This is a genomic window from Pseudomonas sp. LBUM1669, from assembly GCF_059695705.1.
In genome coordinates this window covers 2,067,446-2,091,687 of the sequence record NZ_CP166784.1, presented here as the reverse complement: position 1 = coordinate 2,091,687, position 24,242 = coordinate 2,067,446, and the positions used below count along the sequence as shown (strand labels likewise).

The window sequence follows — 24,242 nt, the reverse complement described above, 5'->3', positions numbered from 1 at the left end:
TTCGCTGTGGAAAGCCGCAAATCCGAAGCCCCGACGCTGGAACTCTCGCCGCCGTTACGTAATGGCTTGCTTGAGCGCATCTTCAAACTCAGCTTGCACGGCACCACGGTGAAGACCGAGCTGATCGCTGGTCTGACAACCTTCATCACCATGGCCTACATCATCTTCGTCAACCCCAACATCATGGCCGACGCCGGGATCGATCACGGTGCCGCGTTCGTCGCGACCTGCATCGCGGCAGCGCTGGGTTGCCTGTTAATGGGCCTGTACGCCAACTGGCCGGTTGGCCTGGCACCGGGCATGGGGCTGAACGCCTTCTTCACTTACACCGTGGTCGGCACCATGGGCTACAACTGGGAAACCGCCCTTGGCGCGGTGTTTGTTTCCGGTGTGTTGTTCATGTTCCTGACCTTTTCGCGGATTCGCGAATGGTTGCTCAACAGCATTCCTGTGAGTCTGCGCTACGCCATGGGCGCCGGCGTGGGGTTATTTCTTGGGTTGATCGGCCTGAAAACCGCGGGCATCGTCGTGGATAGCCCGGCCACCCTGATCAAGCTCGGCTCCCTGCGCGAGCCCGGCCCGTTGCTGGCCGCCATCTGCTTTCTGATGATCGCCGTGCTCAGCTACCACAAAGTGTTCGGTGCAATCCTCATCAGCATCATCACCGTGACCCTCGCGGGCTGGGGCCTGGGCCTCGTCCACTACGAAGGCATCATGTCTGCTCCGCCAAGCCTGGCGCCCACCTGGATGGCCATGAACGTCGCCGGCGTGTTCAACGTCAGCATGATCAGCGTGGTGTTGGCCTTCCTCTTCGTGCACATGTTCGACACCGCCGGCACCTTGATGGGCGTGGCCCAGCGCGCCAATCTGGTGAACGCGGACGGCCGCATCGAAAACCTTTCCCGCGCCATGAAAGCCGACAGTGCTTCCAGCGTGTTTGGTGCGGTGGTCGGCGTCCCGCCAGTCACAAGCTACGTGGAAAGTGCCGCTGGCGTAGCGGCGGGTGGTCGGACTGGTCTTACCGCCGTCACCGTAGGTGTGTTATTTATTGCAGCCATGTTCTTCGCTCCGCTGGCGGGCATGATCCCCGCTTATGCAACGGCCGGTGCGCTGATTTATGTGGCAATGCTGATGATGGGCGGCATGGCGCACATCGAATGGGACGAAGCGACCGACAGCATTCCGGCGATCGTCACTGCGATCATGATGCCGCTTACCTTCTCGGTCGCCGATGGTATCGCGCTGGGTTTTATCACTTACGTGGTGCTGAAGGCCTTCACCGGTAAGCACAAGGAAATTTCCGTCAGTTTGTGGGTGCTGTGCGCGATCTTCATCGCCAAGTTTATTTTCTTGTAAGCGTTACGCCGTAAGCGTTTCAAATCAGCCTCACCCCGTCGGGTGGGGCTTTTGCACAAATGGAGGAAAGTGATGAGTCTGGAAACCTGGCTGCTGTTCAGCGGCGCTGCGCTGGTGGTGATCCTGATCCCGGGGCCCCTGTCATTGCTGATGATCAGCAACAGTCTGAATTTCGGTTTGCGCCGGTCTTACCCGGCGTTCCTGGGGGGCGTGATTGCTTCGATCTGCTTGCTCAGTGCCTCCGCGCTGGGGCTGGGCGCGCTGTTGCTGGCGTCGGAACAGCTGTTCAGTGTGCTGAAAATCGTCGGTGCGCTGTACCTGTTCTACCTCGCCTGGCAGAGCTGGCAGCAATCGCGCCAGCCTTCGGTAGGCGCTGAAGTGCCCCAGGCAGCGCCGGTGCCGCGTTTTCGCGCCCTGTTCGGACGCGCATTCGTGTTAGGCGCGAGCAATCCGAAGGATATTTTGTTCTTTGCTGCTTTCCTGCCGCAGTTTTTGAGCGCCGGACAACCGTTCCTGCCGCAATTGCTGGTGATGATCGCGACCTGGACTGTGCTGGATCTGCTGTGCAAGTTGGCCTATGGGCTGGGCGCTCATGGCGCAGCGAAATATCTGCGCAGTGGCAAGGGACAAAGTTGGTTTAACCGAGTGAGCGCAGGACTCTTCAGTGGTGCGGGTGCAGCCTCCTTATTAAGCAATCACTAATCGGATCGCGCTATTACTGGAACACTTGATCTCATAAGATTTTATTGACGTCAGCACACTTAGAATTGATTGCCAAGGACGGCAACACTTCAACCCCCATCGAGAAACAAACAGCAACAGGCAATATAAATATATATAGTTGTCTTTTCTGAACTCTCTTTACCATGGCGCTGCGACTTCGCACACAACGCCAGAAAAAGGAAGTTCTTATGGCATTTGTTTTCCAATCACCCGACCCCGATCACTACAATGCCGTCGAAGTTACGGATATCGACCTGCAAGCCAACGAGTACTCACCGACTACTATTGATTTCAACAAAGAAAGTATCACCTCCGCCCCAAAACAAACAAACGCCAATAAAAGCCAACTAAGCGTTATTGATGAGCTGTTCGGCCCGATCAAGATAGGCTCCCATTCGATTACCCGATGCGCACTGGATGCATTGGGTGCGACATCGAATGGTCAGCGTTTGAACGGTCAAAACACGTTCTTTCGCCATCCCAAACGGTCTTTTGTGAACTCGTTGCAGTTTGACCCTTTGTACATTGAAGCCCGTATGCGCTCCACCGGCACAAAAGACGATTACGCACTCCCTTCATTACTGTTTGAAATGGCGTCGCAACGCCCGTTGACGGCGCCCCCCCTACTAAGAGACAAACTCGATACGCCTGCCGATCCTGAACAGTACCGACACAAACTGGACAAACTGCTAAAAGCGGCACAGAAGCTTGATATACGCCACGCACACCTGTCCAAAAGTCCCCCCCCGTGGGTAAACCGGATCAAGAGCAGCAGCATGGTCAGCATGGGGACCGGACTTCAGGCCTTTGGCATTTACAGCGGATTGCGCGGGCTTCAAGACGCCATCGCACGCAAAGATCACGGCGAAATTGTATTCAACAGCCTCAGCACCTCAGCGGAAGTCACTTCGTTAGCCGTCGAAGTTGCGGTAACCAAGCAAGCAAAATACATGATCGAGGCGGGGCAAAAAGCCTACAAGGATTTTGCCAAAACCAGCTTCGGCGTTCGACTGGGGCGTGGGGCGGGTCTGATCGCCAGCGCACTGACACTTCCCTTCGATGTCATCTCCGCCGTTAAATCCTTTAATGGCGCAGCGGCGACCACAGGCAAAGAAGCCATTGATCACTATGTCGCCGCAGGCTTGAGCGTTACCAGCGCAGCAATGACGTTGATTTTAGGTGCCGCAGCGTTGGCAGGCTTCTCCTTTATCGGCCCGGTGGGGCTGGCAGCCGGACTTCTGCTGGTTGCAGGTTCCCAGGTCTATGCGGCGGTACGCGTTGTCGACGATATCGATGATTACATCGAACTCACTACCCACGAGCGCCTGCGCACGGGCTGGTTCGCCTTTTGGGGAGTCAGTCCTGACGAGAACATACAATCTCGCCACGCGATTGCCAAATCCACCGTTGAACATTCGAGATTATTACAAGCAACCGCCCGAAAATTACTGGAAGGCAAGTTAAAAGACAGCACAGAGGTCATTGTAAACGGCAAGTTTGAGGTCGAGCTAAAGCCGACACAGGTGCCTAGCTTCGATTGGGATGCGCAACAATACACTTATAAATCTGTGCAAAAACCGCATGTCATTGACCGTGACGACACTATTGATGCTCGGGACGGAGTGACTGCGGATATGCCCGGTGCGGAGTTTGGAGCTCCCGGAGAGAACAAAGGAGCGGTGTGGTTTATTGGCGGCGGAAACGACACCATTCTTGGCATTGAAAAAAAGCCAAACAGATTCTATTACGGCGCAGGTATCAAGCAACTGACCGGGGGTGATAAAGACGATGAGTTCGTCTTCGAGGGCGCCGCCGAGCTCCTCAAAAACGGTCCAAAAGACCCTCTACCCACTCTCCTGAAAGGTGGTTTTGGCAACGACACATTAGTTGTTACCGGAAGCTACCCTGAGGGCAACCGGCAAAGATTCGGATATTTCATCGATCTGGACGACGGACGACTTTCCATCATCACCCGTGACCAAACCAACGACAGCCGTTTCAACTATCGACACACGCTTCTAGAGAGCATTGAGAACGTAGAAACCCTGGCGGGTGCGGAAAACAAGGTCATCGGGACAGACGGCCCGAACATTATCAAGTCTCGCGGTCGCGACACCATTGAGGCGGGCGCCGGAGATGACAAGATCTATCTTCTGAGCAATGAAGGTGCCGCCTCTGGTGGTCCTGGAAAGGATCACTACGCGGTTGCCCATAAATCCGGCAACGTATCTATTACTGAAGATGGCGTGGACGAGAGCGTCATTGCACTTGACTGGAGAATGGACCTGATTAAAGGCTGGAAGATTGTAGAACAGGAGCTGGTCATCACCTCCGGATTTGATCTCGACGATATCAGGGAGAGGGATGTGTACATCAAGGGCGTTTACAAAACAGTCAACAATCAACGACTCCTGCAGAACAGCAAATTGACGTTCGTTACAAAGGATGGGTTTCATTTGATGCCTGAACTTCCTGACACCATTGAGACGGCTGACCCGCTCGACATTAAAACCGTCATTACCCAACAGGGAATAACACAAAACCCGGTCATACTTTACAACCGCGAATACACGGTCGCACACGACAAAGACACGAGCTATTGCATGTCGAAAATCAATGAGCATACGACCCTTGCAGTAAAGCAACGAAGCACAAACACGCTTGCAACCCTTTATCTGGATTACGCCAGCCATGAACTGACCCGGGCCGAGGCTTACTACAACGTAGACCTGATGCGCCAGCCTGATTTCGACCGCATCATGTATAAAGAATGCGGCATGACCTTTCACTTTGACAATAAACGGTTGACTATCAAGAACCTGGCCAGCTCTATCTGGAGCGGAGACCATAGAATCACAAGCCGACTAACGCGCCCCACAAACCTGTTGAACCAGCATTTTATTCTGATCATGAAGGATGGCGTTTCTTATAGAGTCGGTCCACCCTCCCTGCCCGATACAGCATTTTCCAACGATCAGTTCCAGATAAGCGGCCCGATGGAGCGCACCAGCGAAGTGCCGCTGCCACTAGCGGCTAGAGATGGAAAGTATATTTTTCGTCAACCCTTGGACAACGAAGGCCATAAGCTGGGCAACCGGGAGAAATGCGTCAAACTTATCGCTTACCCGGATCAAACAGCCATCGAACATCTGGAGGGCGACGGCTCGACGTACCTTGTCCACCTCACCTCCGAAATGACGTTAAGCATTTCAACGCCAGGTGCTCGTGCGAACGCCATCCTCAAATCGCAATCAGCGTCTACCTGGGAATTCGATGCAACGAGCCTCGCCTACACCCGCATCAAACGGGTGGATAACCATCTGCTGATCGGAGATACCGATATTCATCTTCCGCACTACGACGATCCTCAAGACTTAGTTGATCAAATACGTGTCATCACGCCAGACGGTGTTATCTACAAAGTCGATCTGGATTTCGACGAGGTCTACATTGACTCGCTGGATGGCAGGTACTTTAAAGGCCACGTTCTGAACGAAGGAGCCCTATCGACAGAACTGACATCCTTGGAAATGGACGACCTCGCCGTTCGAAATATAGCCATGAGAGACGGTACTGCCGGCAGTGTGTCTTACAACCTGTCGGACCGGCGCTGGATACTTGATACAGACAAGTTCCGCACTGTCCTTTACGCCGACCTGGTCCCTATACACCGGTGCGCCCACCAACTAGAACACTGTTATGAATTAATGGAGTTTGGCACCCGACCCACCCCTCCTGTAAACGCTGCCGATCTGCGGATACTTTTAGACACCTGCAAACTTTTATAGAGCCTGTTCAAAACATATATCACTATTAAGCTGAAGCCTTTTGTAGCAAATACCGCCATACCCTATAAATATTTATAGCTTCTCGAGATCTGATCCAATCAAAACTGACCACTGTGATGTCCAGGGCCGTGCACCTTCACGAGCCCTGCCTTTCACCCAACTAACTTTTCGTCTGTTTCAGGTGCCCTTACTGATTTAGACCTTCACCAGATTATTTATCGGAACTGCGGTCATGGCTAAACCACCCAAAAAAGTTTCCAGCCCCAATACGCCTGGCACTTCATCGACCCTCCCCAGACCTTCACCTGAGGATGACGTAGCCAGGGTCGGCTCATCCACCCGTGCTGTCACGCCTGTGCGTGGAGGCGAAAACCCTACAGACACCCCTGCGCCAAGTACGTTGCCAGGCGACACTTCACAACAGCAGTCCGTTGTTGTCACCCATATGCCTGCCCGTACTTACGGCCCCTCCGTGCAACCCGAGAACCTGGTGTCCTGGCCCCGTGAACAGGTTGATCAACTGATACGCGTCGGTGACACCGGGCTCTTCATGAGCAAGGAGCAAAGGTTGTATGCCGATCTTGAAAAAGCAGGCATTGGCAGAATAGAACCGAACGCCAACGGCGATTACCAAGTCTATTTCCCTTTCGCCCCCGACCATGCAGGACCGGTGCTGAGGAAAGTCGAAGGCAAGCCCCTGTGGGCAGTCTTGCCGTCAACGCCGGGCTTGCAAGCAGGGGGTTCGCGCGTGACCACTTTGAACGTCGCTGCGCCTGTCCACCTCATCAGAAATCCGGTCGTGATTAAAAAGCTACCGGCCGCCAACAGGCTCGGAATACGCTGGCACAACCGGAGAAGTTATGTCGAGTTAATAGATGAGGGCATTGTTCAAATCGCCAGAAACGCGAATGGAGATTATCAGGCGACCTTCGGCCAGGAATGGACACCTTCCGGCCCCCTACTTGAGAGGATTGGACTGACACGATTCTGGCGACGTAAACCTCAGGCGCAGGCCACTGATCAACTGGCGGCTCCTCAACAATCATCTACCGTCGAAGAGGCCGGTCCGAGCAAGCGTCAGCGCCTAGGGGGGAATGAAGAGCATCCAGACACAAGCGGACCCTCGCAACAGATTATTCCCCTCTATCCCACCCATCCGATAAATCAACATCCGTACCTGTGGGTATCATGGGGAAAGGTCAACAAGCCCCTCGCAAACGAATCCATTCAAATCGGAGAACTTCATTATCAAACTGTACCCGAGGTAAAAAACGTACAAAAAGTCTTGAACTACCTCCAGCACCCCGAATTCCCACCCTCACGCTTCGACCTGTTCGAACAGATGTTGCACGCAAAACCATGGTTACAACCCGTACCAGTCGTTCTGAATAGCGACGGCAAATGGATTGTGAATAGCACCCGCCGGTTGTTTGAAAAACCGATGACGGAATCTGTTTCGGCTGTATTCCCGGACTTTTCGCCGATCACTTCGCGTGCTGTCGCAAAGAAGCTATTCGAACATTCCGGGGATTCCGAAGTGATCGCCCGAGAGGGTTTGTACACCACCACACTTACCCTCGATCACTGGAAGGAACAAGTGGGCATCTTTGATGCAAAATTCGAGAATCCAATTGACTTATTGCCTGTCGCTTCGCGCATGGATCATGAAGGACGAATCATTTCCATGGAGACTCCGACATTTGGCGAGCCATTACGCAGGCTGGACTTCCTTCCCGGACATTTCCAGATGGAATGGGACAACTTTGTCGCGGACCGGTCTGACTACAACCTCAAACGGTTAGTCCGCACCGCGTTGGTACGTAACGGGTATGAGGTATTTCCTTTACTGAATGAGCATCGCAATCCCAAGCTGATATTCAAACGCGCGGGGCACGACAAGGTTTACTTCCTGAAACTCGGGTTCGTTGAGAAAAATGCGATTGCGATAAACTCGCCTCCCTCGCCTGAACTTTCCGACCCGTCTTTATTTTCACAAGTGGGCAATGACGCCCTGCAAGCACTCACCACCGCCAACCAACAGAACAACATTGTTTGGTTATTAGGTGGGTTTCAAACAGCCCCGTCTGGATGGCAGTCTGTTTTTATTATCAGAGAGCGTTAATTACGGCCATCTTCATTTACAGCCGACAACACTAAAGCTCCTTATCAGATATTCGATCTTTATCGCTTAAACATCACCAACTTATATAACTACCAAGGAACACTACTCATGGCTAAACCGCCAAAAAGAGTTTCAACTTCCAATACATCCGACACTTCGACAAACTTTCCAAGGTCTTCGTCAGAAGATAATCGGGTACGGGGCGGCGATCACGCCGCGACGGTCGGCAGACCTCTGGGAGACGCCAATCCCGTTTCCGACACCAATGTTTCAAGCTCATCGCAAAGCACCTTGCCTCGTCAGCCAGTCGTCGTTACCGACATGCCGGTAACCGCAACAAGCGCCGCCGAAATCGCTGCCAACATGATTTCGTGGCCTCGAAACAAAGTCGATGAACTATTCAAGATCGCCAACACCGGGCTATTCATGAGCAGCCGGCAACAGCTATACGCCGATATTGGAGAGGAAGGCATTTTTCTGATCAAAGCAAATGCGAGAGGCGATTACCAGATCCCCCTCCCGTTTGCCCCGGGCCAACCAGGCCCCATCCTGACGAAGGTGCCTGGTCAGCCACAATGGAGAATCACCCGGGAGGGCATGGTTCTTCCCTCCGCAGGCGTACCAGCGAGGCCGGAAGCGCTGGAGATCATTCCCCGGCACTTGGCCGACAAACTGACGCCACCCAATGCCAACGGCCTGCGCTACGACAAGCTGAAAAGAACCTATGTCGACCTTGCGGAAGAAGGCACGGTCATGGTTCGTAAAAATACGGACGGGGACTATCAGGCCTCCTCAACGAGCGAATTGACCCCTTCGGGCCCGGTACTCGAAGGCATTGATGGGATGAAGCTATGGCAACGCAAGGCAATCGACACCACGGCCTCAGAAGCTGAAGAGTCAGGCCCTACGCCGGGTAAGCGCCCTCGTCTTGAGGAAAATGCCGAGGCGTCCGACCCCGCGGCAGATAACAGCCATCGCGCTGCCACCTTGAATGAAAACCCGTATTTGTGGGCCTCCTGGGGGAAAATAACCAAACCTGATTCGGTGGAATCCATAAAGATCGGTCAGCTCCATTACCCGATCGTGCCAAAGGGGCCGATGGCCGATCATTTACCCCTCGTTTTCATTCAACACCCGGGATTTGCGCCCTCGCGCTTCGAGGCATTCGAACGCATGCTGCACGAAGCCCCTTCGTTGCAGCCCGTAGCCACCAGCCACCACGCCGGCACAAATACCCGAAAAGTCGACGGTGCGACTCGCCTCTTTGAGAAATCACTGACGCAACAGGTCGCGGATGTCTACAAGGGTTTCACGGAGCCGACTTCGCGAGCCGTCGCCAAGCGACTATTTGAGCTTTCCAATGAGTCGCAGGTGTTCAATGGCCGCGGGTTGGCGCTAATGATGCAAACCTTTCGCCATTGGCAGGGCAAGTCGACCATCGGCGTGCCACGACTCGGCGACCCGTTGGATATGTTGCCTGTCGCGTCCGGCAATGAAGGCGCCAGACGGGTCGTCGAATTGCACGCTCCGGATTCCGTCGCGCCCTTACAGCAGTTGAACTTCAGTCCCGAGAGTACTCATGCCTGGCAGTTCTACGCCGAGCTGCCCAACGGACCGGGTCGACTATCGTTATTGCTCGCCTCGATACTGGGCCACAGCGGTTACAAAGTCTTCCTTCCTGCAAACGTTGAGAATGTCCAGCTCACGCCCCCAACGCTGGTATTTAAAAGGCCCAATCACAACAAGGTCTACTTTCTTAAACTGGGACGTGTGGAGACCGATGCGATTGAAATCAAGCCGCCGTCCATACCAGAGCTTGCCGACCCTCTGCTGAGGGCACGAGTGGGTGCCGAAGCCCACCAGTTGCTGCTTGCCGCCAATGCGAAGGGTGATGTGGTATGGCTGATAGGTGGCGTCCAGCACCTGCTCACTGGAAACCCTGCTGTTTTCATAATCAAGGAACGCTGATAGAGAACGCGCGCACCTCGCCGCCCGTTAGTGGGGTGCACCCCGAAGGTATCGGGTCAAACGCGACGCAAAAAAAAGCCCGCAGTGTGAGCGGGCGAAAGACCAAAGAAGCTATATGCGCAGTCGCTTCCAGGTTGAGGCAGCTGCTTGGGGGATCAACTGCCGCGGTACGTGGAATAGCTGTACGGCGAAATCAGCAATGGCACATGGTAGTGATCCTGTTCCGCAGAGATGCCGAACCGCAGCACTACCACGTCCAGGAACGCAGGTTCCGGCAGCTGAACACCTCGGGCACGGTAGTAATCGCCCGCATGAAACTGAACCTGATAGACCCCGGAACGGTAGTCATCGCCTTGCAGCAGCGGCGCGTCGACACGGCCATCGCTGTTGGTGATCGCGCTGGCGACCAATTCCAGCTGCGAACCTTCAACGCGGTACAGCTCGACCTTGATCGAGCTGCCCGGGCAACCGTGTGCAGCGTCCAAAACGTGTGTAGTCAAACGTCCCATTGATTCTGCGCGCCTGGCCGCAATGAGCAGTCAGACCTCGCACCTCCCGAAGTCAGTTGAAAAGGAGACCGCACCGATTCGGAGCACGAAACGCTGCGGCGAGCGACTGATTAAGACACTTTTAAAAAAAATTGTACACAATAAAAACGACATTTTTAGCGCTATCCTCGTCAGTCGGAGATTTGCAGCAGATCTGCCGTTGAACCATGAGAGCAATGAACCTTCCATCCATTAGCTGACCAATTGGGCAGGTTTCTTGCACTATCACTTGAAGATGACTGCTGATGAAAAATGCGAAAAATCAGGCTTACAAAGTGAGTATAAAGTTGTATACAATCAGCCCATCGCTGTGACGCCAGCCTGTCATCTCACCGCCAGGCCGCCACACAACCTGTCAACGAACAAGAAGGAAGACTGCAGTGAGCGCTGACTACCCACGCGACCTGATCGGTTACGGCAGTAACCCTCCTCACCCCCACTGGCCGGGCAATGCCCGCATCGCCCTGTCGTTCGTGCTCAATTACGAGGAAGGTGGCGAGCGCAATGTCCTGCACGGCGATAAAGAATCCGAAGCCTTCCTCTCGGAAATGGTCTCGGCGCAACCGCTGCAAGGCGCGCGCAACATGAGCATGGAATCCCTTTACGAGTATGGCAGCCGCGCCGGCGTTTGGCGGGTGCTGAAGCTGTTCAAGGAATTCGACATCCCGCTGACCATCTTCGCCGTAGCCATGGCTGCCCAGCGCCACCCGGACGTGATCCGCGCGATGGTCGATGCCGGCCACGAGATCTGCAGTCACGGCTACCGCTGGATCGACTACCAGTACATGGACGAAGCGCAGGAACGCGAGCACATGCTCGAAGCAATCCGCATCCTCACCGAAATCACCGGCGAACGCCCACTGGGCTGGTACACCGGCCGCACCGGTCCGAACACCCGTCGCCTGGTGATGGAAGAAGGCGGTTTCCTCTACGACTGCGACACCTACGACGACGACCTGCCCTACTGGGAACCCAACAACCCGACCGGCAAGCCGCACCTGGTGATCCCGTACACGCTGGACACCAACGACATGCGCTTCACCCAGGTCCAGGGTTTCAACAAGGGCGACGATTTCTTTGAATACCTCAAAGACGCGTTCGACGTGCTGTACGCCGAAGGCGCCGAAGCACCGAAGATGCTGTCGATCGGCCTGCACTGTCGCCTGATCGGCCGTCCGGCGCGCCTGGCCTCGCTCAAGCGCTTTATCGAATACGCTAAAAGTCATGAACAGGTGTGGTTCAGCCGTCGCGTCGACATCGCTCGCCACTGGCACGAAACACACCCGTACCAAGGGGCTGCCAAATGAGCACCTTTCAAACGCTGAAACCATCGACCCTGAGCCGCGACGCGTTTGTTGCCGCTTTCGCCGACATCTACGAACATTCGCCATGGGTGGCCGAGAAGGCTTTCGACCTGGGCCAGGACACCTCGATTGACCAGATCGAAACCCTGCACCAGCGCATGAGCGACATCCTGTTGAGCGCCGATCACGCCAGTCAACTGGCCTTGATCAACGCTCACCCGGACCTGGCCGGCAAAGCCGCCGTCCAAGGCCAACTGACCGAAGCCAGCACGAATGAACAGGCTGGCGCCGGTATTCACCAATGCACGGCCGAAGAGTTTTCTCGCTTCACCGAGCTGAACGACGCCTACAAAGCCAAGTTCAAGTTTCCCTTCATCATGGCGGTAAAAGGCAGCAACCGGCATCAGATCCTCGCGGCGTTCGAAACGCGCATTCACAATTCGGCGGATACCGAATTCAAATGCGCGCTGGCGGAGATCAACAAGATAGCGTTGTTCCGATTACTGACTCTCTAGCAAGCTTGGCCCGAGAGACCTCTAGAACGCTTGCGTTTCCCAGGGCCCTGCAAGCATCCCAAGCCAACTAATTAAAGGCAGACAAGAAGAATGAAAGCTTACGCCGTACCTTTCGAGAAGTTCGTCAACCTGGCCGATGCCCGCCTGGGCACTAAAATCATCTCGGTCACCGATGACTGGTTCGCTGATGCCAACCGCCTGTTCCAGCCAACCCCGGCTGTGTGGAAGGAGGGCGTGTTCGATGACAACGGCAAGTGGATGGACGGCTGGGAGTCGCGCCGCAAGCGCTTCGAAGGCTACGACAGCGCGGTGATCCGCCTGGGCGTACCGGGCTCGATCAAAGGCGTAGACATCGACACTTCATTCTTCACCGGCAACTTCCCGCCGTCGGCTTCACTAGAAGCGTGCTTCCTGGCCTCGGGCGAGCCGGACGATAACACCCAGTGGACCGAAGTGCTGTCCGCCGTCGAGCTGCAGGGCAACAGCCACCACTACCACGAAATCAGCAACGACCAGGCCTTCAGCCACCTGCGCTTTAACATCTACCCGGATGGCGGCGTAGCGCGTCTGCGTGTCTACGGCGTGCCGCACCGCGACTGGTCGGCCGTTGGCGACAACGAGCAGGTCGACCTAGCCGCCGCCCTCAACGGTGGCCGCGCCCTCGCCTGCTCCGACGAACACTTCGGCCGCATGAGCAACATCCTCAACCCGGGCCGTGGCATCAACATGGGCGACGGCTGGGAAACCGCCCGTCGTCGCACGCCGGGTAACGACTGGGTCATCGTCGCGCTGGGGCATGCCGGCGAAATCGAGAAAGTCATCGTCGACACCCTGCACTTCAAGGGCAACTACCCGGACACGTGCTCGATCCAGGGCGCATTCGTGAAGGGCGGCACCGACAGCCAGATCGAAACCCAGTCGCTGTTCTGGCGTGAACTGCTGCCGGCGCAGAAACTGGAAATGCACGCCGAACACACCTTCGCCGAGCAGATCAAGGCCCTGGGCCCGATCACCCACATCCGCCTGAACGTGTTTCCGGACGGTGGTGTGAGCCGCCTGCGTGTTCTCGGCAAGGTTGCTAAATAAGCGTTGAACCCTGTGGCGAGGGAGCTTGCTCCCGCTGGGCTGCGAAGCGGCCCCAAAAGCTGGGGAGCGCTGCGCACTCCAGCGGGAGCACGCTCCCTCGCCACAAAAGCAGAACCAACAACACAGAATTCGGATAAAAACAGCATGCGCACACTGACGATTGAACCGCTGACCAAAGAAGCCTTCGCCCCTTTCGGTGACGTGATCGAAACCGACGGCAGCGATCACTTCATGATCAACAACGGTTCGACCATGCGCTTTCACAAACTGGCGACGGTGCAAACCGCCACGCCAGAGGACAACGCGATCATCAGCATTTTCCGCGCCGACGCGCAGGACATGCCGCTGACAGTCAGCATGCTGGAGCGTCACCCGCTGGGCAGCCAGGCTTTCATTCCGCTGCTCGGCAACCCCTTTCTGATCGTGGTCGCGCCACTTGGCGATGAACCTGTATCAGGCTTGGTCCGCGCCTTCGTCACCAACGGCAGGCAGGGCATTAATTACCATCGCGGCGTTTGGCACCATCCGGTGCTGACGATCGAAAAGCGGGATGACTTCCTGGTGGTTGATCGCAGTGGCACAGGCAATAACTGCGATGAGCATTTTTTCAAAGAGGATGAGCGTTTGATCCTTGCCCCCCACCAATAAGAGAAGGTCTGATCACTCGATAACAGAGTGACAGGCGAGAGGTAAAGACTGTGGAAGCACATCTGTTCGAATGGCTGAACCTGAGCGTGCGCTGGGTTCACATGATTACTGGCGTGGCCTGGATCGGTGCGTCGTTCTATTTCGTCTGGCTGGAAAACAACCTCAATCGGGTCAACCCGAAAAGTGGTCTGGCGGGCGATCTGTGGGCGATCCACGGCGGCGGTATCTACCACCTGGAAAAATACAAACTGGCCCCACCGACCATGCCGGACAACCTGCACTGGTTCAAATGGGAAGCCTACTTCACCTGGCTGTCGGGGATCGCGCTGCTGTGCGTGGTGTTCTACTCCAACCCGACGCTGTACCTGCTGGCACCGGGCAGCAGCCTGACCGGCCCTGAAGGGGTCGCACTGGGCATTGCCTCGTTGTTCGTCGGCTGGTTCGTCTACTCCTTCCTCTGCGACTCGGCCCTGGGCAAACGCCCTGCCCTGCTAGGCTTCATCCTGTTCGTGCTGATCATTGGCGCCGCTTACGGCTTCAGCAAAGTGTTCAGTGGTCGTGGTGCGTACCTGCACGTCGGCGCGATCATCGGCACCATCATGGTCGGCAACGTGTTCCGCATCATCATGCCGGCGCAGCGCGCACTGGTGGCAGCGATTGCCGAAAACCGCACGCCGGACCCGGCACTGCCGGCCAAAGGCTTGCTGCGCTCGCGGCACAACAACTACTTCACCTTGCCGGTGCTGTTCATCATGATCAGCAACCACTTCCCGAGCACCTACGGCAGCCAATACAACTGGCTGATCCTGGCCGGGATCGCGGTACTGGCGGTGTTGGTGCGTCACTACTTCAACACCCGTCATGACAGTCACAAGTTCGCCTGGACGTTGCCTGTCGCGGCCGTTGGCATGATCTGCCTGGCTTACGTCACCGGCCCGGCGCAAATGCCGAGCGCACCTGAAGTCGCCAAGGCGCCTGGCACCATCGAGTACCAGCCGCTGCCGGAAACCGCCGTCGGTGGTGGTGCCAAACCTGCCGCTGCGAAGCCTGCTGAAGCGCCGGTCCAGGCGTCCAATGCCGGCCCGAGTTTCGACAAGGTGCACAGCGTGATCCAGGAGCGTTGCTCGGTGTGCCATTCGGCCAAACCAACCAGCCCATTGTTCAGTGCGGCACCGGCCGGCGTGATGTTCGACACCCCCGAGCAGATCCGCCAGAACGCCGCGCGCATCCAGGCTCAGGCCGTCACCAGCCAGATCATGCCACTGGGCAACATCACCCAGATGACCCAGCAGGAACGTGACCTGATCGGTGCGTGGATTGTTCAGGGAGCCCCGACCAACTAACCGGTGAAAAGCTTCGCCGGCAAGGCGGATCGCCGCCCGCTCGCTCCTACAAGGCTCACGCTGAACTGTAGGAGCGAGGCTTGCCCGCGAATGGCCGCGCCGCGGTCAACCCTGATGCACAAAATCACAAGAATAAAAAAGATCCGAGGTGTTGCATGTCCGAGCTATCCGAAGCGCGCATCCCCGACGCACCCGCTATTCAGCGTTTGCCCCTTTTGCAATTGATCCTAGTCGGCCTGCAACACGTTCTGCTGATGTACGGCGGCGCCATCGCGGTGCCGCTGATCATCGGGCAAGCTGCCGGCCTGAGTCGTGAGGAAATCGCCTTCCTGATCAACGCCGACCTGCTGGTGGCCGGGATCGCGACTATCGTGCAATCGCTGGGCATCGGCCCGATGGGCATCCGCATGCCGGTGATGATGGGCGCCAGTTTCGCCGCCGTCGGCAGCATGGTCGCCATGGCCGGCATGCCCGGGATCGGCCTGCAAGGGATCTTCGGTGCAACCATCGCCGCCGGTTTCTTCGGCATGATCATCGCGCCGTTCATGTCCAAGGTCGTGCGCTTTTTCCCGCCGCTGGTGACCGGCACGGTCATCACCTCGATCGGTTTGTCGCTGTTCCCCGTGGCCGTCAATTGGGCGGGCGGCGGTGCCGGCGCCACTCAATTCGGTTCACCGATTTACCTGGCCATTGCAGCGCTGGTGTTGGCCACCATTCTGCTGGTCCACCGCTTCATGCGCGGGTTCTGGGTCAATATTTCGGTGCTGATCGGCATGTGCCTGGGCTACGTGATCTGCGGGCTGATCGGGATGGTCGACCTTAGCGGCATGGCGGATGCGCCCTGGGTGCAGATCGTCACCCCGCTGCATTTCGGCATGCCCAAATTTGAACTCGCACCGATCCTGTCCATGTGCCTGGTGGTGGTGATCATCTTCGTCGAGTCCACCGGGATGTTCCTCGCGCTCGGCAAAATCACCGGCCAGGAAGTCTGCCCACGGATGCTGCGCCGCGGCTTGCTGTGTGATGCGGGCGCCTCGTTCTTCGCCGGTTTCTTCAACACCTTCACCCACTCTTCGTTCGCACAGAACATCGGCCTGGTGCAGATGACTGGCGTGCGTTGCCGTTCGGTGACCATCGTTGCCGGTGGTTTGCTGGTGATGCTGAGCCTGCTGCCGAAAGCGGCGTTCCTGGTGGCGTCAATTCCGCCGGCGGTTCTGGGCGGCGCGGCGATTGCGATGTTCGGTATGGTCGCCGCCACCGGGATCAAGATTCTCCAGGAAGCCGATATCGGTGACCGTCGCAACCAGTTGCTGGTGGCGGTGAGCATCGGCATGGGGCTGATTCCGGTGGTGCGTCCGGAGTTCTTCGCACACTTGCCGTTGTGGATGAGTCCGATCACCCACAGCGGCATTGCGATGGCGACGCTGAGTGCGCTGTCGCTGAACCTACTGTTCAACATTCTTGGCGGCCGCGAACGCGCGGCGATCAACGACTGCCACGCTCACCCGCACTAACCCAATAACGCCCCAAAACCTGTGGGAGCGAGCTTGCTCGCGATAGCGGTATCACATTCAACATCAATGTTGATTGAACCGACGCCATCGCGAGCAGGCTCGCTCCCACAGTGGAAACTCCTGCGCCTTGAAAAATAAAAACAAGAGGGAGCAACAGATGATTCGGACTCAAACAAACCTGCTGTTGGGCAGCAGTCTCCTGGCTGCAAGTCAGGCCATGGCCGGTGATTTGCCGCTATGGCAGACCAACAGCCTGAGCTATTTGTACGGCAAGGATTTCGCGGTCAACCCGTCGATCCAGCAGACGATAACCTTTGAGCATGCCGACCGCTGGAAGTACGGCGACAACTTTCTGTTCGTCGACAGCACTTACTACAACGGTGAGAAAGACCGGAACAAAGGCGTTCACGCCTATTACGGCGAGTTCAGTCCGCGCCTCTCCTTCGGCAAAATCCTCGACCGCCGTTTCGAATTTGGCCCGATCAAGGACGTGTTGCTGGCCATGACCTACGAAAATGGCGAAGACGACACCGAGGCCTATCTGATCGGCCCCGGTTTCGACCTCGCGGTTCCCGGCTTCAACTTTTTCACCTTGAACTTCTACTATCGCCAGACCGAAGGCTCGCGTCCCGGCGACGATGTCTGGCAGATCACGCCGGCCTGGTCTTACACCCTGCCATTGGGCAACTCGAACCTGTTGATCGACGGCTACATCGACTGGGTCGTGGATAATGACCAGAACTCACAGGGCACCTACCACGCCAACCTGCACGTCAACCCGCAGATCAAGTACGACCTGGGCAAGGCCCTGAGCTGGCGGGAGAAACAGGTGTACGTCGGCGTCGAGTACAGCTACTGGAAAGACAAGTACGGCATCGAAAACAACGGCAACTTCGATACCAATGAAAACACCACCAGCCTGCTGGTGAAGGTGCACTTTTAAGATGGCCCGCAACCGTGCTCCAAACCTGTCGTCGGTGCGCTGTTGCGGGGCACTTGAGACCTGGCCAAGGAGTCAGTATTCTCCGCGGCCGCCTAAATCCGCTTTAAAAAAAAGCCCGGATTTAATTCCTGACCAGAAAGCCAACTTATCCCGGCTCTGCACGGTACCAAGGCACTCCAAAACCCCTCTCAATCGACTGCTCTTGAGCAGCCGAGCGGGAGTTTTTTGGCTTTTCGAAAGCCTTGGCTCAGCTCTTGCTAACAGCACTAAAGCTGACCGACTGGATAATTTTTTACCGCTACAGAAAAAGGCGCCACACCAGAGCGTCGACCTTAGAAAAAAAACGTGGAACCACCTACTTTTTGGGAGCAACCGAATGAAACGCACGTGCACCAGCTTGATGCTCGCGGGATCGTTACTGGCCGGGGGCCAGGCCATGGCCGGCGACTTGCTGCAATGGCAGAACAACAGCCTGACCTACCTCTATGGCAAGGACTTCCAGGTCAACCCGCGCATTCAGCAGACGGTGACCTTCGAACACGCCGACGGCTGGAAATACGGCGACAACTTCTTCTTCATCGACAAGATCTTCTACAACGGCAAGGAAGACGCCTTCGCGGGCAAGAACACCCACTACGGTGAGTTCAGCCCACGCTTGTCGTTCAACAAGATCTTCGACCAGAAATTGACGTTTGGCCCGATCAAAGATGTGCTGCTGGCCATGACTTACGAGTTCGGTGAAGACGATACCGAGTCCTACCTGATCGGCCCTGGTTTCGATCTGGCGATCCCAGGCTTCGACTACTTCCAGCTGAACTTCTACAACCGTCATACCGAAGGCGACCGCCCAGGTGACAATATCTGGCAGGTCACTCCGGTCTGGTCCTACACCATCCCGGTGGGCGACTCGAACATCCTGATCGACGGTTTCATGGACTGGGTGGTCGACAACGACGTCAACAAGAAAGGCGAGTACCACGCCAACCTGCACTTCAATCCGCAGGTCAAATACGACCTGGGCAAGGCGCTGAACCTTGGCGAAAAGCAGTTGTACGTCGGTGTCGAGTATGACTACTGGAAAAACAAGTACGGCATCGAAGACAGCCAGGGTTTCAAGACTGATCAGAGCGTGACCAGCTTCCTGGTCAAGGTTCACTTCTGATCCGGCGGCGTCTGTGAGGACGCCTTCGCGGGCAAGCCTCGCTCCTACAGGGCTCTGTGTCGTTCACATAATCGGCGAACGACACAAAACCCTGTAGGAGCGAGGCTGGCCCGCGAAGGCCGCACCGCCAATCTCAAGCTGGAACAACAGGCTCCGCCAACCCAAGAAACCGGCACAACTCCCCGCGCTTGGCCAACGCATCCCGCCGCCCCAAATCAATCAATTCGCTGCAATACCCCGCCTCGAACAGCAGATAACTCAGCACCCCCGCCCCACTCGTCTTGGTCGCCCCCGGCCCACGCAGAAACAGGCGCAACGCCGCCGGCAATTCCTGCCGATGCCGCGCCGCAATCTCATCGATTGGCTGACTCGGCGAAATCACCAGCACGTCCACTGGCGCCACGCCCAACGCGCGTGTCGGCGTGCCATTGGGCAACAAGTGACTGAACTGATTCAGACGCTGCAGCAACTCAATGTCACTTTCCAGGCTGTCAATGAACGTGCTGTTGAGCATGTGCCCGCCGATCTGCGCCAGGGTCGGCTGCTGACCGGTGTAGGCGCGTTGCAGCGGCTGCTGCGGGTCGACGCCGCGCGGGTTGCCGCTGACGCCCACTACCAGCACGCGGCTGGCGCCCAGGTGCAGGGCCGGGCTGATCGGTGCCGATTGGCGCACCGCGCCATCGCCGAAATACTCTTCGCCGATTTTCACCGGTGCGAACAACAAGGGAATCGCTGAACTGGCCAGCAAGTGATCGACGGTCAATTGCGTGGGCACGCCGATCCGCCGATGGCGCAACCAGGCATCGATGGTGCCGCCACCCTGATAGAACGTGACGGCCTGCCCGGACTCGTAACCGAATGCCGTGACCGCCACCGCCTGCAATTGCTTCTGGGCGATGGCCTCGGCGATGCCGTTCATGTGCAGTCTGTCGTCGAGCAAGCCGCGCAGCGGCGAACTGTTGAGCAACGCCACCGGCACCTGAGCGCCAATCCCGAGCAGACTGTGGCTGACAAAGCGGCTGGCCTGGTGGATCACGCCCGGCCAGTCGCTGCGCAGCACCAGTTGACTGCGAAAGCCCTGCCAGAACGCAGTCAGACGCTCGATCGCGCCACGAAAGTCCATCGCCCCACTGGCCAGGCTGACAGCGTTGATTGCCCCGGCCGAGGTGCCGACGATCACGGGAAACGGATTCGCCGCGCCCACCGGCAGCAACTCGGCAATCGCCGCCAGCACGCCCACCTGATACGCCGCCCGAGCCCCGCCGCCGGAAAGAATCAACCCTGTAACCGGTTCAGCAGGACTCATCGCAACGCTCCGTGGTGCAAAGAAGGGATCAGGGGCTCAGCCGCGTTTTTTGTACAACTTCGGCTCGCCCGGTGGACGGCTCTTGAACCGCCGATGAGCCCAGAGGTATTGCTCGGGGCGCTCACGCAGGGCGCCTTCGACCCACTGATTGATACGGATGCAATCAGCCTCTTCGGTTTCACCGGGGAAACCCTCGAGCGGCGCATGGATCATCAACCGATAGCCGCTGCCGTCCGCCAGACGCTCCTGGGTGAACGGCACCACCAGCGCCTTGCCCAGCCGGGCAAACTTGCTGGTGGCCGTGACGGTCGCGGCCTGAATGCCGAACAGCGGCACAAAGATGCTTTGCTTGGCGCCGTAGTCCTGATCCGGTGCGTACCAGATCGCCCGACCGGCCCGCAGCAATTTGAGCATGCCGCGCACGTCGTCACGCTCCACGGCCAGCGAGTCGACGTTGTGCCGCTCGCGCCCCAGGCGCTGGATGTAGTCGAACAAAGGATTCTTGTGCTCGCGGTACATGCCGTCGATGGTGTGCTGCTGCCCCAACAGCGCCGCGCCGATTTCCAGCGTGGTGAAATGCACTGCCATCAGGATCACGCCCTTGCCTTCGCGCTGGGCCTTTTTCAGATGCTCCAGGCCTTCGACATGGGCCAGCTTCGCCAGACGCTGACGCGACCACCACCAGCTCATGGCCATTTCAAAGAAGGCGATGCCGGTAGAGGCGAAGTTTTCCTTGAGCAAGCGCTTGCGTTCGTCGGCGGATTTTTCAGGGAAACACAGCTCCAGATTGCGTTTGGCAATGCGCCGTCGGTCGCCGGCCAGCCGATACATCAAGGCACCCAGCAGGCGGCCGATAAACAGCAACGCCGGATACGGCAACTGAACAATCAGCCACAACAGCCCCAAGCCACACCACAGCGGCCAGAAACGCGGCATAAGAAATGTTTTTCGAAAACGCGGGCGATCCATTAAAGGTTCCGGAAAGACAATGGCCGCGCATTCTACATCGTTCGACCCGGCTTGCGGCTTGCGGGCGTTCTCGTTATAAGTCTCGGCACTTTTAGTGACAAGCCGTTGTATGCCGACCATGAGCCAAACCGAACCGCAAGACCAGGATCCCGTGTTCCAGTTGAAGGGCAGCATGCTCGCCATAACCGTGCTGGAACTGGCCCGCAACGACCTCGAGAACCTTGATCGGCAACTGGCCGCCAAGGTCGCCCAGGCGCCTAACTTCTTCAGCAATGCGCCGCTGGTGCTGGCCCTGGACAAACTCCCGGCGAGCGAAGGCGCGGTCGATCTGCCGGGACTGATGCGCGTGTGCCGCCAGCATGGCCTGCGCACTCTGGCAATCCGTGCCAGCCGCATCGAAGACATCGCCGCCGCCATCGCCGTCGATTTGCCAGTGCTGCCGCCGTCCGGCGCCCGTGAGCGCCCCCTCGACCCGCTCGAAGGCCAGGTGAAGAAAAAGCCGGAAAAACCGCCCGAGCCAACCATCAAACCGACGAAAATCATCACGTCGCCAGTACGCGGAGGCCAGCAAATTTATGCCCAGGGCTGCGATCTGGTGGTGATCTCCTCGGTCAGCCCGGGTGCGGAACTTCTCGCCGATGGGAACATCCATGTATACGGCCCGATGCGCGGTCGCGTGCTGGCCGGGGTCAAAGGCGACACGAAAGCCAGGATTTTCTGTCAGCAAATGAGCGCTGAACTGGTCTCCATCGCCGGCCACTACAAGGTTTCCGAGGATTTGCGTCGCGACCCTTTATGGGGCGCGGGCGTGCAAGTCAGCCTGTCAGGCGACGTGTTGAACATCATTCGGCTTTAACGGATACTGCCGCATTTTCCAAGCATCTCTAAAACGTAGCGAAAACGGCTCAAACGAAGTAGGAAAAAGGCCAAACACAGTGTTTACCGCTGTTCTGGACCGGATTCCAGCCAAGGCTGTCCGACTGCAGTAGTTTTTCAAGAGATGTTTTTCAGGGGCTAAAAGTCCTTTTTCCTTAGGGGTGAAACACCTTGGCCAAGATTCTAGTGGTTACATCCGGCAAGGGTGGTGTGGGTAAGACCACCACCAGCGCCGCTATCGGTACCGGCCTCGCACTGCGTGGCCACAAAACAGTTATCGTCGACTTCGACGTCGGTTTGCGTAACCTTGACCTGATCATGGGTTGCGAACGCCGCGTGGTGTATGACTTCGTCAACGTGGTCAACGGCGAAGCCAACCTGCAACAAGCACTGATCAAAGACAAACGCCTGGAAAACCTCTACGTCCTGGCCGCCAGTCAGACCCGCGACAAAGACGCGCTGACCGTGGAAGGCGTGGAAAAAGTCCTGATGGCGCTGAAAGAAGACTTCGAATACGTGGTCTGCGACTCCCCTGCCGGCATCGAGAAAGGCGCGCACCTGGCCATGTACTTCGCTGATGAAGCGATTATCGTGACCAACCCGGAAGTGTCCTCGGTACGTGACTCAGACCGCATGCTGGGCCTGCTGGCCAGCAAATCCCGTCGTGCCGAGAACGGTGAAGAGCCGATCAAGGAACACCTGCTGCTGACCCGCTACAACCCTCAACGCGTCAGCGATGGCGAAATGCTCGGCGTCGAAGACGTCAAGGAAATCCTGGCGGTCGCCCTGTTGGGTGTCATTCCGGAATCCCAAGCGGTACTCAAGGCTTCCAACTCGGGCGTGCCCGTGATTCTCGACGACCAGAGTGACGCCGGTCAGGCGTACAGCGATGCGGTCGACCGTCTGCTGGGCAAAACCGTGGAACATCGTTTTCTCGATGTGACGAAGAAGGGCTTCTTCGAGCGCCTGTTTGGAGGTAGATAATGAATCTTTTTGACTTCTTTCGTGCCAGCAAAAAGGTCAGCACCGCGTCGGTAGCGAAAGAGCGTCTACAGATCATCGTGGCGCATGAACGCGGCCAGCGCAGTACGCCTGACTACTTGCCAGCCTTGCAGAAGGAACTGGTGGAAGTGATCCGCAAGTACGTCAATATCGGGTCCGACGACGTGCACGTCGCGCTGGAAAACCAGGGCAGCTGCTCGATTCTGGAACTCAATATCACCCTGCCGGATCGCTAGTCGATCCAGCGGGAGCCACGGCGGCTCAGGCTTTTACGCACTCCGTAGGAGCGAAGCTTGCTCGCGAACACAGGCAACTCGGTGTATCTGATAGACCGAGGTGACGCATTCGCGAGCAAGCTTCGCTCCCACAGAGTGCGGGGCCTGAGTCGCCGTTGGCGTTTGTTACGAGGCTGTTTTAATGCCGTTGTCCAACATCCGCATCATCCATCAGGACTCCGCAGTACTGGTGGTGGATAAACCGACCCTGCTGCTCTCTGTCCCCGGCCGGGCCGATGACAACAAGGACTGCCTGATCACACGCCTGCAAGAAAACGGCTACCCGGAAGCGCGAATCGTCCATCGCCTGGACTGGGAAACGTCCGGCATCATTCTGTTGGCCCGTGACCCGGACACTCATCGCGAGTTGTCTCGGCAATTTCACGACCGCGAAACCGAAAAAGCCTACACCGCCCTGTGCTGGGGACAACCGGAACTGGACAGCGGCAGCATCGACCTGCCCTTGCGCTACGATCCGCCGACCAAGCCACGCCATGTGGTGGACCACGAGTTCGGCAAACACGCCCTGACCTTCTGGCGAGTACTGGAACGTTGTGGCGACTGGTGCCGCGTCGAACTGACGCCGATCACCGGCCGGTCCCATCAGTTGCGCGTGCACATGCTTTCCATCGGCCACCCGCTGCTGGGCGACGGTCTCTACGCCCACGAACAGGCCCTGGCTGCCTGGCCACGCCTGTGCCTGCACGCCAGCATGCTCAGCTTCACCCATCCTCAGACGGGCGAACGCTTGCGTTTCGAATGCCCGGCGCCGTTTTAAGCACTGCCGACACTCA

The 24,242-nt window shown here is 57.2% G+C and carries 20 protein-coding genes; 17 read left to right on the top strand and 3 right to left on the bottom strand.

Annotated elements, in window-relative coordinates:
* Positions 1-6 precede the first annotated feature (6 nt).
* The 5 genes from ACA051_RS09705 (at position 7) to ACA051_RS09685 (ending at position 9,957) form a co-directional block, all read left to right on the top strand.
* Complete coding sequence (locus ACA051_RS09705) at positions 7-1,356, top strand: NCS2 family permease (RefSeq protein WP_042932677.1); 1,350 nt, start codon at positions 7-9, stop codon at positions 1,354-1,356.
* 72 nt (positions 1,357-1,428) lie between these two features.
* Positions 1,429-2,058: a LysE family translocator gene (locus tag ACA051_RS09700; RefSeq protein ID WP_497309414.1), complete on the top strand. Its 630-nt coding sequence runs from the start codon at positions 1,429-1,431 to the stop codon at positions 2,056-2,058.
* A gap of 209 nt (positions 2,059-2,267) precedes the next feature.
* Positions 2,268-5,867, top strand: a complete 3,600-nt coding sequence (locus tag ACA051_RS09695) for a calcium-binding protein (RefSeq protein WP_497374506.1) — start codon at positions 2,268-2,270, stop codon at positions 5,865-5,867.
* Between the two features lie 232 nt (positions 5,868-6,099).
* A complete protein-coding gene (locus ACA051_RS09690) occupies positions 6,100-7,989 on the top strand; it encodes a hypothetical protein (protein ID WP_497374504.1) in 1,890 nt (629 codons plus the stop codon).
* A gap of 108 nt (positions 7,990-8,097) precedes the next feature.
* Complete coding sequence (locus ACA051_RS09685; protein ID WP_497374502.1) at positions 8,098-9,957, top strand: hypothetical protein; 1,860 nt, start codon at positions 8,098-8,100, stop codon at positions 9,955-9,957.
* Between the two features lie 155 nt (positions 9,958-10,112).
* On the opposite strand, the gene uraH is transcribed toward ACA051_RS09685, so the two are convergent.
* Complete coding sequence (uraH, locus tag ACA051_RS09680; RefSeq protein ID WP_010456673.1) at positions 10,113-10,466, bottom strand: hydroxyisourate hydrolase; 354 nt, start codon at positions 10,464-10,466, stop codon at positions 10,113-10,115.
* A 419-nt stretch (positions 10,467-10,885) separates the two neighbouring features.
* Between uraH and puuE the strand changes: the two genes are divergently transcribed.
* The 8 genes from puuE (at position 10,886) to ACA051_RS09640 (ending at position 19,020) form a co-directional block, all read left to right on the top strand.
* Positions 10,886-11,812, top strand: coding sequence for an allantoinase PuuE (puuE, locus tag ACA051_RS09675; protein WP_497309407.1), 927 nt, complete (start codon positions 10,886-10,888; stop codon positions 11,810-11,812).
* Positions 11,809-12,324: a 2-oxo-4-hydroxy-4-carboxy-5-ureidoimidazoline decarboxylase gene (gene uraD / locus ACA051_RS09670; protein ID WP_497374500.1), complete on the top strand. Its 516-nt coding sequence runs from the start codon at positions 11,809-11,811 to the stop codon at positions 12,322-12,324. Before puuE ends, uraD begins: the two co-directional genes overlap by 4 nt.
* Positions 12,325-12,414: 90 nt before the next feature.
* The gene (alc, locus tag ACA051_RS09665) at positions 12,415-13,410 is read left to right on the top strand and encodes an allantoicase (RefSeq protein ID WP_497374498.1); all 996 of its coding nucleotides are present in this window, start codon (positions 12,415-12,417) and stop codon (positions 13,408-13,410) included.
* 144 nt (positions 13,411-13,554) lie between these two features.
* Positions 13,555-14,058, top strand: coding sequence for an ureidoglycolate lyase (locus ACA051_RS09660; RefSeq protein WP_010456681.1), 504 nt, complete (start codon positions 13,555-13,557; stop codon positions 14,056-14,058).
* A 50-nt stretch (positions 14,059-14,108) separates the two neighbouring features.
* Positions 14,109-15,401, top strand: a complete 1,293-nt coding sequence (locus ACA051_RS09655) for a urate hydroxylase PuuD (protein ID WP_497374496.1) — start codon at positions 14,109-14,111, stop codon at positions 15,399-15,401.
* A gap of 155 nt (positions 15,402-15,556) precedes the next feature.
* On the top strand, positions 15,557-16,915 hold the full coding sequence (locus tag ACA051_RS09650) for a nucleobase:cation symporter-2 family protein (RefSeq protein ID WP_497374494.1): 1,359 nt from the start codon (positions 15,557-15,559) through the stop codon (positions 16,913-16,915).
* Positions 16,916-17,072: 157 nt separating this feature from the next.
* A complete protein-coding gene (locus tag ACA051_RS09645; protein ID WP_497374492.1) occupies positions 17,073-17,858 on the top strand; it encodes an outer membrane protein OmpK in 786 nt (261 codons plus the stop codon).
* A gap of 376 nt (positions 17,859-18,234) precedes the next feature.
* On the top strand, positions 18,235-19,020 hold the full coding sequence (locus ACA051_RS09640) for an outer membrane protein OmpK (protein ID WP_497309395.1): 786 nt from the start codon (positions 18,235-18,237) through the stop codon (positions 19,018-19,020).
* 133 nt (positions 19,021-19,153) lie between these two features.
* On the opposite strand, the gene ACA051_RS09635 is transcribed toward ACA051_RS09640, so the two are convergent.
* Both ACA051_RS09635 and ACA051_RS09630 read right to left on the bottom strand, forming a co-directional pair.
* Positions 19,154-20,326 (bottom strand): patatin-like phospholipase family protein, encoded by a 1,173-nt coding sequence (locus ACA051_RS09635; protein WP_497374490.1) that lies wholly within the window; start codon positions 20,324-20,326, stop codon positions 19,154-19,156.
* A 36-nt stretch (positions 20,327-20,362) separates the two neighbouring features.
* Entirely contained in the window at positions 20,363-21,295 is a 933-nt protein-coding gene (locus tag ACA051_RS09630) for a lipid A biosynthesis lauroyl acyltransferase (protein ID WP_497374488.1), read from the bottom strand.
* A gap of 118 nt (positions 21,296-21,413) precedes the next feature.
* On the opposite strand from ACA051_RS09630, the gene minC reads away from it, so the two are divergent.
* The 4 genes from minC to ACA051_RS09610 all read left to right on the top strand — a co-directional run bounded on the left by minC (position 21,414) and on the right by ACA051_RS09610 (position 24,226).
* Complete coding sequence (minC, locus tag ACA051_RS09625) at positions 21,414-22,151, top strand: septum site-determining protein MinC (protein ID WP_010456696.1); 738 nt, start codon at positions 21,414-21,416, stop codon at positions 22,149-22,151.
* Between the two features lie 191 nt (positions 22,152-22,342).
* Complete coding sequence (minD, locus tag ACA051_RS09620; RefSeq protein WP_090181772.1) at positions 22,343-23,155, top strand: septum site-determining protein MinD; 813 nt, start codon at positions 22,343-22,345, stop codon at positions 23,153-23,155.
* On the top strand, positions 23,155-23,409 hold the full coding sequence (gene minE, locus ACA051_RS09615; protein WP_007898843.1) for a cell division topological specificity factor MinE: 255 nt from the start codon (positions 23,155-23,157) through the stop codon (positions 23,407-23,409). The genes minD and minE overlap by 1 nt, the downstream gene beginning before the upstream one ends.
* Before the next feature lie 181 nt (positions 23,410-23,590).
* On the top strand, positions 23,591-24,226 hold the full coding sequence (locus tag ACA051_RS09610) for an RluA family pseudouridine synthase (protein WP_497309389.1): 636 nt from the start codon (positions 23,591-23,593) through the stop codon (positions 24,224-24,226).
* Positions 24,227-24,242: the final 16 nt, after the last annotated feature.

Coding starts and splice junctions, on each gene's coding strand:
- ACA051_RS09700 (WP_497309414.1), top strand. CDS start 1,429: ATGAGTCTGGAAACCTGGCTGCTGTTCAGCGGCGCTGCGCTGGTGGTG.
- ACA051_RS09695 (WP_497374506.1), top strand. CDS start 2,268: ATGGCATTTGTTTTCCAATCACCCGACCCCGATCACTACAATGCCGTC.
- ACA051_RS09690 (WP_497374504.1), top strand. CDS start 6,100: ATGGCTAAACCACCCAAAAAAGTTTCCAGCCCCAATACGCCTGGCACT.
- ACA051_RS09685 (WP_497374502.1), top strand. CDS start 8,098: ATGGCTAAACCGCCAAAAAGAGTTTCAACTTCCAATACATCCGACACT.
- uraH (WP_010456673.1), bottom strand. CDS start 10,466: ATGGGACGTTTGACTACACACGTTTTGGACGCTGCACACGGTTGCCCG.
- uraD (WP_497374500.1), top strand. CDS start 11,809: ATGAGCACCTTTCAAACGCTGAAACCATCGACCCTGAGCCGCGACGCG.
- alc (WP_497374498.1), top strand. CDS start 12,415: ATGAAAGCTTACGCCGTACCTTTCGAGAAGTTCGTCAACCTGGCCGAT.
- ACA051_RS09660 (WP_010456681.1), top strand. CDS start 13,555: ATGCGCACACTGACGATTGAACCGCTGACCAAAGAAGCCTTCGCCCCT.
- ACA051_RS09650 (WP_497374494.1), top strand. CDS start 15,557: ATGTCCGAGCTATCCGAAGCGCGCATCCCCGACGCACCCGCTATTCAG.
- ACA051_RS09645 (WP_497374492.1), top strand. CDS start 17,073: ATGATTCGGACTCAAACAAACCTGCTGTTGGGCAGCAGTCTCCTGGCT.
- ACA051_RS09640 (WP_497309395.1), top strand. CDS start 18,235: ATGAAACGCACGTGCACCAGCTTGATGCTCGCGGGATCGTTACTGGCC.
- ACA051_RS09635 (WP_497374490.1), bottom strand. CDS start 20,326: ATGAGTCCTGCTGAACCGGTTACAGGGTTGATTCTTTCCGGCGGCGGG.
- ACA051_RS09630 (WP_497374488.1), bottom strand. CDS start 21,295: ATGGATCGCCCGCGTTTTCGAAAAACATTTCTTATGCCGCGTTTCTGG.
- minC (WP_010456696.1), top strand. CDS start 21,414: ATGAGCCAAACCGAACCGCAAGACCAGGATCCCGTGTTCCAGTTGAAG.
- minE (WP_007898843.1), top strand. CDS start 23,155: ATGAATCTTTTTGACTTCTTTCGTGCCAGCAAAAAGGTCAGCACCGCG.
- ACA051_RS09610 (WP_497309389.1), top strand. CDS start 23,591: ATGCCGTTGTCCAACATCCGCATCATCCATCAGGACTCCGCAGTACTG.